11 protein-coding genes are annotated in these 11,856 nt (G+C 42.4%); all 11 read left to right on the top strand.

The window, feature by feature from the left end:
• Window positions 1–282: 282 nt before the first annotated feature.
• The 11 genes from J2T20_RS25545 (at window position 283) to J2T20_RS25495 (ending at window position 11,516) form a co-directional block, all read left to right on the top strand.
• Window positions 283–900 carry a TetR/AcrR family transcriptional regulator gene (locus J2T20_RS25545; RefSeq protein WP_307592803.1) on the top strand — a complete coding sequence of 206 codons (618 nt, stop codon included), beginning with the start codon at window positions 283–285 and terminating at the stop codon, window positions 898–900.
• A 104-nt stretch (window positions 901–1,004) separates the two neighbouring features.
• Window positions 1,005–1,541 carry a redoxin domain-containing protein gene (locus J2T20_RS25540; RefSeq protein ID WP_307592801.1) on the top strand — a complete coding sequence of 179 codons (537 nt, stop codon included), beginning with the start codon at window positions 1,005–1,007 and terminating at the stop codon, window positions 1,539–1,541.
• Between the two features lie 244 nt (window positions 1,542–1,785).
• A complete protein-coding gene (locus J2T20_RS25535) occupies window positions 1,786–1,956 on the top strand; it encodes a hypothetical protein (protein WP_307592799.1) in 171 nt (56 codons plus the stop codon).
• A gap of 108 nt (window positions 1,957–2,064) precedes the next feature.
• On the top strand, window positions 2,065–3,114 hold the full coding sequence (locus J2T20_RS25530; RefSeq protein ID WP_307592798.1) for a type II TA system antitoxin MqsA family protein: 1,050 nt from the start codon (window positions 2,065–2,067) through the stop codon (window positions 3,112–3,114).
• 24 nt (window positions 3,115–3,138) lie between these two features.
• The gene (locus tag J2T20_RS25525) at window positions 3,139–3,705 is read left to right on the top strand and encodes a DUF4256 domain-containing protein (protein WP_307592797.1); all 567 of its coding nucleotides are present in this window, start codon (window positions 3,139–3,141) and stop codon (window positions 3,703–3,705) included.
• A gap of 223 nt (window positions 3,706–3,928) precedes the next feature.
• Window positions 3,929–4,891 carry a helix-turn-helix transcriptional regulator gene (locus tag J2T20_RS25520; RefSeq protein ID WP_307592796.1) on the top strand — a complete coding sequence of 321 codons (963 nt, stop codon included), beginning with the start codon at window positions 3,929–3,931 and terminating at the stop codon, window positions 4,889–4,891.
• 113 nt (window positions 4,892–5,004) lie between these two features.
• Window positions 5,005–5,622: a type 1 glutamine amidotransferase family protein gene (locus J2T20_RS25515; RefSeq protein ID WP_307592795.1), complete on the top strand. Its 618-nt coding sequence runs from the start codon at window positions 5,005–5,007 to the stop codon at window positions 5,620–5,622.
• A gap of 244 nt (window positions 5,623–5,866) precedes the next feature.
• Window positions 5,867–8,146, top strand: coding sequence for a choice-of-anchor I family protein (locus J2T20_RS25510; RefSeq protein WP_307592793.1), 2,280 nt, complete (start codon window positions 5,867–5,869; stop codon window positions 8,144–8,146).
• Between the two features lie 327 nt (window positions 8,147–8,473).
• On the top strand, window positions 8,474–9,331 hold the full coding sequence (locus J2T20_RS25505; protein WP_307592791.1) for a restriction endonuclease: 858 nt from the start codon (window positions 8,474–8,476) through the stop codon (window positions 9,329–9,331).
• An 88-nt stretch (window positions 9,332–9,419) separates the two neighbouring features.
• Window positions 9,420–10,151 carry a restriction endonuclease gene (locus J2T20_RS25500; RefSeq protein ID WP_307592789.1) on the top strand — a complete coding sequence of 244 codons (732 nt, stop codon included), beginning with the start codon at window positions 9,420–9,422 and terminating at the stop codon, window positions 10,149–10,151.
• Between the two features lie 201 nt (window positions 10,152–10,352).
• Entirely contained in the window at window positions 10,353–11,516 is a 1,164-nt protein-coding gene (locus J2T20_RS25495; RefSeq protein ID WP_307592788.1) for a DUF4317 domain-containing protein, read from the top strand.
• Window positions 11,517–11,856: the final 340 nt, after the last annotated feature.

Raw genomic sequence — 11,856 nt, 5'->3', positions numbered from 1 at the left:
TCGTCATTACCACCTATTAAAGTTATTTACTAGGCAGTATCGACAACTCCTCTAGTAAACAGACATCGGGCATTCACTACAGCGAGGAAGCATAAATGCTATAAGGTCAACTACGGATTAGATTATTGCAGACTATTGCTAAGGTGTAATGAACATTAAGAATTTTGCGAAATAACTTTGCCGCCAGTTGTACTTCATGGAAATTCCAATGTAGGTTGACAAATCATGGTATGTTGATTAAGATACTAACTAGTTGGTATTTAAGACTGGAGGGTACTTCTGATGACGACGATATCAGACCCGAACATTTCAGTAAAAAAGGGCAAGCTGCTAGACGCAGCCCTTTCACTGATGCTGTCCAAAGGATATCACGGGACGACAGTAGATGAAATATGCGCGGAAGCCGGCGTCACGAAGGGCAGTTTTTTTTATTATTTCAAGAGCAAAGAAGATGCTGGCAAGGCGACTTTGGACCATTTTGAAAGGCTGCAATCACATCTGTTAAGCGGGACTGGGTGGGAGCGGATCGCTGACCCATGGGAGAAGCTGAACCGCTACCTTGACGTTTTTGCTTTAATGGCGAAGAACCCTGATGCTCCCAATAGTTGCCTGACCGCGTTGATAACCCAGGAAATGGCGGAGAGTAATGCTGAATTCTGTGCGTTGTGTGAGGAGAAATTGGCAGGTAACGCCAAACCGCTGAAGGATATTCTCGACGAGGTTATTGCACAATACCCACCCCAGTCTCCCGTTGACAGTCAACAACTGGCTGATTATTTTCTAGCGGTGTATCAAGGATCTCTCATCCTCGCGAAGGCGAGGCGGAATCGGGCCGTACTGGGGCAGAACGTGGAACACTTTAGAATGTATGTGACCGCTTTATTTCATATAGTGAGATAAAAGTCTCGATCTAATTCGGTGCGCAGGAATGCGCGCCTTAATTATAGATTATAACATACTAATTAGTTGGTATCTTAAATCCGAGGAAAGAGAGCGTGATTTCTATGGAATTGAATAAAGGGCTGCAAGCACCGTTATTTGTGACGAAAGACGTGTTCGGTAATACTGTCGATTTAAACACATATAGGGGACAGAAGGTAATGGTATCGTTCTATCGGTTTGCTTCTTGTCCGTTCTGTAACTTGAGAATCCAGCGGATACTTGGCAATTACTCGAAATTTGAGGAACAGGGCCTCCGAATGATAAGCTTCTGGCAGTCCCCTGCAAATTCCATCTTGGAACATGTCGGACAGCAGCACCTACCGTTCCCCATGATTCCCGATCCAGAAAAGAACTTCTATCGCCTGTACCATGTCGAAAATTCCTGGATAGGCGCGCTTAAGGTCATGCGGGAGCCCGGGCTCGTGATGAAAGCGCTAAAAGGCAGGTTCAATCCATTGGAGGCGGACGGGGATATGAACCAACTGCCTGCGGATTTTTTGTTGAATCCGGATTTGACCATTCATACAGCATACTATGGTGAGCATATTGGCGATCATATTGAGTTCGCAGAGATCGAGCGGTTTCTCGGCATACTTTAGATTAACGTAATTGTGGTCTTTATCACTTAATGTTTACCAGTTAGCCGAGCGAAACTCATGCATTTGTCCTGAGGTTCGCTCGGCTTTTTAGTTAGATTAGGATGGGGAAATAGAAATGATCAAACAATGGTATTCTTAATATTTTTTTGTAGTATAAGACTCGATGTATTCATTATCTGTAATCAATTGATTACACTTATTTCGCTGTGAGGGTATAATTAATTGCAGGGGGTGAATATTATAGATGACGACGGCGGAATTTCTCAGGCCAGCAAAAGCACTCATTTCTAACGGACGTACGTATTTTTCCAAACGGAACGATTATGATACTGTTCAAGCTCCCGAAGAGGGTCTGGGGAGCTGGTGTGGTTCTTTAGAAAAGAACTCAACGGACAAATGGCATACATCAAGCTAACCATAGACCAAAATCTATGTATATGAATACATAGGGAAGACGGGGTTTCTCGGAAACTTCGTTCCCTGCTTTATATAAATTTCGACCCTTACTTAGGAGAAAATAGTGATGAACATAATGAATTATTGTGAATCTTGTCATGCAGAACATACCTATACCATACAAAAAGAACCTCAAATATTTAAATTTAGAGGGCAGGATATTGAGATTGAACGAAGGATAGCTTTGTGTAATAATTGCGGTTTACTTATTGATGTTGAAGAGTTGGAAAATGAAGCAATGGAAAGGGTTACCCGAATTTATAGTGAAAAATATGGGATGACATCACTAGGAATTCAGAGTGTAAGACGACAGTACAACCTGGGTATAAGACCCTTTGCTAAATTGTTGAATATTGGACCTGCAAGTGTAACTAGATACGAATCCGGGAGTTTGCCGCAAGCTAGTCATTTAGAGATCTATAGACGGCTTCAGCAACATCCACATGTCATATTAGAATTTTTCAATAGAAATAAGAGTTCGCTAACGAGTAGAGAATTAAAAATGGTTGAAACCGTACTTGAGGCTTGGACAATTCCCGAACAAGCAACTCAAACAGATGAACAAATTATTGAATCCATTTATAAAACTCATGAACTAACAGATTCTACTGGCTATAGTGATTTCTCCTTAGAAAAGTTTATTAATATGATTTTATATTTTACGACTAAGGGTGTTTTGAAAACGAAGCTTATGAAATTGTTATGGTACAGTGATTTCTTATATTTCAAACGACAAACGGTGTCGATTACGGGTGCAACATATGTTAAATATAAATTTGGGCCAGTGCCAAAAGATCATGATATCGCCTTAGCTCATTTACAGCATATGAATGTGATTGAAGTTGATGAAAGGACGAACGATGAGGGTTGGACTATGATGATAATTAAAGCTGCTGACCCTTTTGACTCAACGATTTTTACCGAAGATGAATTAGAGACAATGCGGGAAATTGAAGTGCATTTCAAAGATTATGGTTCCCGACAAATATGCGAATATGCACATAATGAAATGGGATGGTTACAAACGGAAGAAAAACAACCCATTAGTTATAAATATTCCGAAGAGTTGCGAGAACTACAATTACAACCTTATATTTCGCGCTATCTCCAACACTAGCAAGCAGGACGAGGAGGGTTAATTATGATCAATGAAAAAAGTGAGCTGTCACCAGAACAACGTGAAGAACTACTCAGAGTATTGAAAGCCCGTTTTGAGAAAAGCATGAACCGCCACCAAGGTCTAGAATGGGCTAAAGTACAAGCAAAGCTGGAAGCTAATACAGCAAAACTGTGGTCACTCCATGAAATGGAGAGAACTGGCGGTGAACCGGATGTTGTTGGGTATGATGAAGAGACGGATGAGTACATCTTCTATGACTGTGCAGCGGAAAGTCCTAAAGGCCGCAGAAGTGTGTGTTACGACAATGAAGCGCTGGAGTCAAGGAAAGAACATAAACCGAAAGATAGCGCTTGTAATATGGCGGATGCCATGGGCATTGAGCTGCTAACAGAAGAACAATACCGGGAGCTGCAGAAGCTAGGGGATTTCGATACAAAAACATCGAGTTGGGTGAAAACTCCTTCGGAGATTAGAAAGCTCGGTGGTGCTATCTTTGCTGATTTCCGTTACGGCCATGTCTTCGTGTATCATAACGGAGCGGAATCTTACTATGCCGCCAGGGGGTTCCGTGGCTCGTTTAGGGTCTGAGTTTTGACTGGATAATCAATCCTTGAGTTGGAAGAATAAATAGACTGCTGTACTCGAAGAAACCCACCAGTAGAGGGAATAGAAATGCGCATCGTATATAGGTTGTTGGTACGAAAAGAGATGTGACAGTACCGCTCAAGGAAGTTAAAAGATAGGCAGACGAGTCACGTTGAATGCTGTACTATAAAATATTGAGATTTAATAAAAGATGAGGGTTTATGTTATGCCAAAAAACGATAATATGCTGGCAATTCTTTGGATGCTGAATTCGGGTGTGAAAATGACTGCAAAACAAATATCCGAAAAGTTAGAAATAAATATAAGGACAGTTTATCGGTATATTGATGCACTATGTGCCAGTGGAGTGCCTATAATATCCGACACAGGTCATAATGGCGGGTATAGCTTGCTGAATAATTTTATCAGAGCACCTCTGCTATTTGATATTGAGGAAAAGAAGGCACTCCTTCATGCTGCTGTTTTTGCAAAAGAAGCCGGATACCCTTTGTGTGAGGCATTAGGCAATGCAACATCAAAATTGAAAATGTATTCGAATCAGGAGCAGGAAAGTATACTTAGCCGTCATTTAGCCGGATTTGAAGTTATAAACCGTATGGGAGACCCTTCTGTTCAGCCGGTATTGGCGGAATTGGAGCAGGCTGTAGCAAACGAATTCTCTGTAGAAATTGATTATCGCACAAGCCATAAAGAACAACCCAAGAATAGGGTGATAGACCCCTATGGAATGGTTTACTGGAACAATAAATGGTATACTGTTGCATTTTGCCACCTAAGGAATGAGATGCGCAGCTTTAGGGCAGATCGGATTCTACAAATCAAGCGTACTCAAAGAATATTTAAGCGTTCCGAAGCTTTTTCGGCCCGTGATTTTTTTAAGCAAAATCTGTTACCTGATTTAGTGGGCAAGGACGGGTTAATTTCTTTAACTATCAGAGGCAGGTCAGAGGCATTGGATGACTTATGCCTGCATTGGTTTTTGGGGCATCATCTGAAAGAGCGGACATCAAATCAAGCAATCTTTTTACTTGAGGAAGAATCAATTCATAGATATGTACCTCATCTTCTCCTATCCTACGGTAAATCCATTCAAGTAATCGAACCGCAGAGTTTGAAGGAAAAACTTGTTGCAGTTGCGTCGGAGTTAATGGAATACTATCAACTTTAATAGCTTCACTGACAGCAGATGTCAGTGAAGCTATTTTATAATGATGATAGTCATTGATTACCGATGAATGCTTGGTATCACTTGATGAATTGTAAAATAAGGAGAACTTGCAAATGAATAATACGGTATATCTATATGTCTTTGATACAATGGCAGACTGGGAAATAGGTTACTTAACTGCCGAACTGAACTCGGGAAGATATTATAAAAAGGGGCTGGCCCCATCAAAAATAGTTACCGTGGGAATTGAAAAAACTCCTGTGACTACAATGGGCGGATTGAAAATACTGCCTGACATCAAACTGGATGAGTGCAGCATTGAAAGCACAGATACATTGATTTTACCCGGTGGAGATACATGGACAGAAACCATTCACCAACCCATCTTAAAAGTCGCCCAGAGGTGTTTAAAGGAAGATATATTGGTTGCAGCGATTTGTGGTGCTACAATGGCACTTGCCCAGACAGGATTGCTGAATTCACGTTGGCATACAAGCAATGATCTGGAATACCTTAAAATGATCTGTCCCACTTACACGGGCGAAAAGTATTACAAAATGGAGTCTGCTGTAACTGATGGAAAACTGATCACTGCATCTGGAATAGCTCCATTGGAATTTTCTGTTCACGTCTTGAAAGCTCTGGGTGTGTTTTCTTCACAAACATTAGATGCTTGGTATAGTCTTAATAAGAGTCATGAATCCAAATATTTCTATGAGTTGATGAAATAGCTTATTTGTAGCCACATGTACCTATCAAGTCGAAGCACAGGTATGGGTGTAAAAAAAGTGTATAAGAAAGCTTAATATTTACGGTTCTCGCTGGCTCTTAGCGAGAGCCTTTTTTATTTAATCCCAGTAAGTTTAAATTTTACACAATCCCACGCCTAGGATAATAATTCATCTGTAGTATGGACTACAGTGCTCCATGGCGGGTTGATCGTAGACCGCACAATCATTTTCGGGAGGTAAAGACATGTTGAAATCAAGAATCATTAGTCTGATGATTATGGTGTGTTTGTTCGCTGGAATTCTGCCAATGAGTGTGTCTGCAGATACACAGCCAGGAAACCACTTAGTCATTAACCAGCTTTATGGAGGCGGAGGAAAAAGCGATACGCCCTTTTCTCACAGCTTTATAGAGCTTTACAACCCGACGAATACTACGATTGATCTCTCCGGCTATACACTAGCCTATTCCTCTAACAGACCCAACACGCATCCGGGTTCTACAATAGACGCATCGGGAAATCTTCAGGTGGATACGTTGAACCTCACAGGTTCTATCCCTGCAGAGCATTCATTTTTAATCAGAGGAGCTGCTGAGACAACATCGGCAACCTACCTGATATATTCGCTTACAGCAAAAGATTTAGACTGGTCGACAAGATATATCGACAACGATAAGACCATTGAATTAAAGCTTGTTGACAATAAAGGAATTCAGGTTGATGCAATTTCGAACAGAGTAACTAACTTTAACAATATCGGTGAGGGGAATATGCCTGCCGTCCCAACCTCCAAACAGAAAACGCTTAGAAGAATTAATGTTGTGGATACGGATAATAATTTTTCGGATTTTGAACTTTTAACCTGGAATGACCCAGCGGTTAACGAAACTTTTATTAGCAAATATTTTCCGAGATCCCTGGACAATGGGGTATGGACAAGCACGGACAGCGGAACAGTCACCCCACCGATTCCACCAGCCCAACCAGAACCTCCTATTTTTCCAGGACTCCAAGTAAACAGTATTAACGGCAAATTGAATTACATTGCCAATTATCAGACGGGTATGAGTAACTCGGATGGCGGAATAGCCGAAATCGTAAAATTTAATGAAGACAATCAAAAGATGTATATTGTAAACGGTGCAGCAAAATCGGTTGATATTGTTGATGCTTCAGCTATTGTTTCGACCAAGATGAAAGTCCTTGACTTGGAGGCTCGTTTAGATATTACGGCTATGGCCGCTGCAAATGGGTTCCTCTGCGGAGATATTACAAGCATTGATGTAAACACAAAGGACAAAATCATTGCAGTTGCTGTACAGGGTGCTACCTACAAGGATAACGGTTATATTGTGGTTCTTGATTATGCCGGTAATTACTTGAAGCATTTTGTGGCAGGGAATCAGCCGGATATGGTCGTTTTTACACCTGACTCCAAGTATATCTTGTCTGCAAATGAAGGTGAACCGAGGGAAGGATACACTGCGCCGGGTGCTGTTGACCCTAAAGGGACCGTAACCATTGTTGATATCAAGAAGGGCGTAAACAAAGCAACAGTGGCTACAATCGGATTTGAAGCATTCGATCATACTGGGGCAAGAGAGGCGCTTATTGCAGACAGAGTGTTGTTAAAACCTAACACAGCGCCTTCAGTCGATCTAGAACCGGAATATATAACAGTAACCGAGAACAGTTTGTATGCGTATGTTTCATTGCAGGAAGCCAATGCCATTGCAACCCTTGATCTGAAAACAAAAACGTTTGTTAGCGTAAAGGGTCTGGGCTTCAAAGATCATAATTTGGCTGCCAACAGCCTGGATGCATTGAAAGACGGAAAGGCTGAAATTTCACCACAAAATCTTTATGGTGTTTATATGCCGGATGGGATTACCACAACAAAAATAGATGGCAATCAGTACTTGTTTACAGCTAATGAAGGCGATGCCCGAGAATGGGGAACGAAGCCTTACAAATATGCGGATACAGGCTCATATACGTTCCCGGGGACTACTTTCAAAATAGACACGGTCCTGAATGCAGAGCGAGATGGCTTGGATAACAATAAAAACTATATTTACGGAGGCCGTTCCTTTTCGATCTGGGATGCAGCTACAATGAACCAGGTTTATGACAGCGGAAGCGATTTTGAAAAAATTACGGCAGAGCTTTATCCGACTGTATTCAACTCGTCCAACAATAAATCTGAGCTCGACTCGAGAAGCGGCAAAAAAGGCCCCGAACCTGAAGATGTTAAAGTGATGAAAATAAAAGGTAAAACCTATGCATTCATCGCTCTTGAAAGAATAGGCGGAGTGATGATGTATGATGTTACAGATATAAATGATGTGAAATTCTACGACTATATCAATTTAAGAGATTTCACGGGGACAGGAGTATCAGGAAGCGGTTCTCTTGCGCCGGAAGGATTGTGCTTGGTTGAGGGTAAAGACAGTCCGACTGGAAACCCTTTGCTGATTGTTGCCAATGAAGTGTCGGGAAATGTTAATTTGATTGAAATCAATTAAAGAGAGAAATTACAAGCAATAAACTGAAATAAAAGGCACTTTCAGTAGACAGCGATAGCTTGAAACTCTTGAAGAATATGACGGCAATTAGCCTGTTCGATTCCAGTGCGATCATATGGGGAAAGCTACGTACTAAAGCTGATTATATTAATAGGGATAGGAATTACCTTGAGAAAGGATCTTCCGCTATAACCTAATAAAAGAAAGCATTCGTTATATTACTTGGCACCCATTTAGGGTGCTTTTTTCTTTTACCTCTGAAAAAGGGAATAAAGGGTTAATTGTCGAATTTTGGATGGATACATAGAAGGAAGGATGAGTAAATAAATGGCTAGAACGTACAAGGCGGAAGGCAGGCAGATTGCGTATATCCTGAGAGGTTTGTTCATTATTGGGGGACTTGCGCTTTATTTCAATATTCCGGGGTTGCATTGGAGTCTCTTCATTGTCATTATTTTGGGTTCTGTTATAGCAGCTGAAATCTTTGGGGGAATATGGACACGAAGCAGAAGAAAGAAGAAAAACCAGAAACCTAAGCAAGCGAGTAGGAAGAATACTCAGACAGTCTCAAGACGCTCTAGTAAATTGATTAGATCTGATGAAATGATTCTGACAAGTCGTTTAGATGATTTATCTGGGGCAGAGTTTGAACGTCTGCTTGCTCTTTACTTTCGGGATCAGGGATATACAGTTAAGGAAGTGGGTGTGGGTGGGAATGACGGCGGAGTGGATCTTGTCATCATTGATCGTCGCGGTGAAAAAACAGCTGTACAGGCCAAATGTTACGCTGATCATAATCCGGTACGAGTAATGCCTGTGCGTGAACTAGTAGCGGCAAAGAGAAATCATGATTGCATTTTATCTCTGCTCATCACCACATCGGATCTGACTGCTCCTGCCAAGAAGGAAGCGGAACAATTCAAAGTAGACTACTGGCACGGAAGTTTGCTTGAACAGAAACTCAACAATTGGGGGAAATGGCAGCCTAGCAAGAAACCCCGTTCAGTGGCAAAGCCAGAATCCGCAGCCCGTGCTGAGATCGCAAAAGCCAAAAGGGAAGTTGCGGCAACAAATACTACATCCTGCAAATGCGGTGCGCCAATGGTTCGAAGAAAGAGTAAGCAAGGTGCTGAATTTTGGGGTTGCAGCCACTATCCGAAATGCCGCAATACCAGGGCTATGTGATTACATGAAATATTATATTGGAGTGGTTGTTTATCCTACTTGATATAAGGATACTAAAATTGGGGAAAAGCGACATGGGGGATGGAATATGGCAAGAAGAAAGAGTAAAGCGAAACAGGAAGAAGAGTTTTTTGAAGGGCTGGCGGGTATTGCAGCGATGGCTTTTGGATTTGTTGGATTTATGATATCAAAATCATTGTATGGTGTAGTAGTCGGCGTTATTTTGGGATTGGCAATGGTGTTCTCCATCATGAGGTATATCGGAAACAAGAGAGCAGAACGCTTGAAGATGTCAGGAATTGATGACATAGACAAGATGGATGGTGTTCAATTCGAAAAATACCTTGGTCATTTGCTCAGGGCTCAAGGTTACAAGGCTGAAGTAACTAAGGCCGCCGGCGATTACGGTGCCGATCTACTTATTCAGAAAGATGGTAAGAAGATCGTCGTTCAGGCCAAGCGATACAGTAAGAACGTTGGAATCAAAGCGGTTCAGGAGGCACAGGCAGCTATCGCTCATTATGGAGCTACTGAAGCCTGGGTCATATCAAATAGTGATTATACAACAGCTGCTTATGATCTGGCTAACTCCAACAGAGTGAAGCTAATTAACCGTGAGGCGTTGATTGAAATGATCCTGGCTATGAACCCGGGGGCTGTGCCTACTCCGAACGCTATTATTATAGAATCACCGGTTGCTGAGATGATTTGTCCCAAATGTGGCAGCAAGCTTGTACTTCGTTCTGGGGCCAGAGGTCAGTTCTATGGCTGTAGCAGTTTTCCGAAATGTAGACATATCAGATCGATTACTGCAGTCTAAAGAAAAAGTGTTCATTCCTAACTTTCTGCAAGATACCTATGACAGACTGTCACGGGTATTTTATCATTTTCAAATTTTTGAGAATACCGGCACACAATGCCACCTCACCTTCATCCTAAATCAACAACCACTAACCCATTCACGTCCCCTATCGTTTATACTAATAAAGCATATTACTACTAAGGAGCTGCTGAACCGATTATGAATAAAAAAGAAGTCGCGCACATTCGCAAACAATTCAAGCTGGACCATGATATGCTCAAGCTTTTTGATATTCTTAACGTGTATATCATGAAGGAAAGCAGTGAAATCTATCATTACGAGTGCCAGCCGTTCGAGCTGGTAGATCGAGAGAAGCAGGAGCTGTATATAGGCAATTTCAAAAAACTGCTGACCGGTGAATTGGATCAGAAGCTGTTCGAGGTACGGTTTCAAGAAGAAGCGGAGGAGCCTACGAAGGTGCTTCTTCATCAAGGCATGATAACTGGTGACCGGGATGAATGGCAGGACCTGATGCTCCTGCTCGTGGACAGGATGATTAAGGATACCAAGCTTGAACGGGATACGGTGGTTACTTTTGTTCGCGGGCAGTACTTCCGGCCGACCAAGAGCCGAAACGATGAAGCTGAGGAGAGCGAGAAGAACGAGATGTTCGCGCATCCGTTCATCCTGTGTAGTGTTAACACCACTGAACCGCAGCGGAAATCGTTATTGTTCGATTATGCCGAGCGGGAATTCAAGTACAATATCATCGTAGACCCCATCATCAAATTGAGTACGCCGGAGCAGGGTTTTTTCTACCCAAGTGTTACGGACAACGCATCCGATGTAAACCGCGTTCTATATTGCTCGGGCAAAGCCAATGAACCGAACCCTCATTTCATCGATCAAGTCCTGAATGCCGAGAAGACGGTAACGGCGAAGGAAGAGAGAGTTATTTTTGAAGAAATCGTGAAAGAAGTGGCGGGCGATCAATTCGACGTCTTAACGTTAGCTCATGTATACGAGGAGATCCACCAAGTCATTGAATCCAATGAGGAAGAAGAAGGTCCTAAGTTGGATTTTAGAGATGTGGAACGAGTATTGACGGCAAGCGGTGTGGAGAATTTGACGGCGGAAAAGGTGGAGCGTGCATTCGAGACGATCATCGATGACCGGAACTATGAACTCAAAGCCAGCAGCGTGATTCCGAAGTTTACTACGAAGTCGATCAAGATTGAGACGAAGGTTGCAACCATTGCGGTCAGCCCGCAGGATTTAAGGTATGTGAAACAGGTGAACTATCAGGGCAAACGCTGTATTATGATCGAAATTGACGAGGACGTCGTGATTGAAGGTTTTACGCTCAATACGGAAATTTTGTAGATCGGAACACGGGGATTGCTCTCGGTCACAAGTCATGCTTTAGTCGAACACAGTGTTTCTCTCCGTCACCGGTCACTTTTATTTTACATCCGGTTAACATGCTTCATATGATCACGTGATATAACAGTAACAACTAGTTATAGATTGAACTTAGAAAATTGCGGAAAGGGAAAGGAGCAACGAAGGGAAATTTTGGAACTGTAGGAGCGAGAGCGACCGCCCGAAAGCTTTCCGTAGGAAAGCTCGCTTCGAAAGCAGCGTGCCCAGCTAAGCACGCAACCTCTAGCCGGTGAAAGTCCGGTCGCGGGAGGGGCCAAGCCCCCGCGTAGCTAGGATGCCT

This window comes from Paenibacillus wynnii (assembly GCF_030812855.1).
Lineage (GTDB): Bacteria > Bacillota > Bacilli > Paenibacillales > Paenibacillaceae > Paenibacillus_AQ > Paenibacillus_AQ wynnii_A.
The sequence above is the reverse complement of the archived record's forward strand: the minus strand, read 5'-3'. Positions and strand labels throughout refer to the sequence as shown.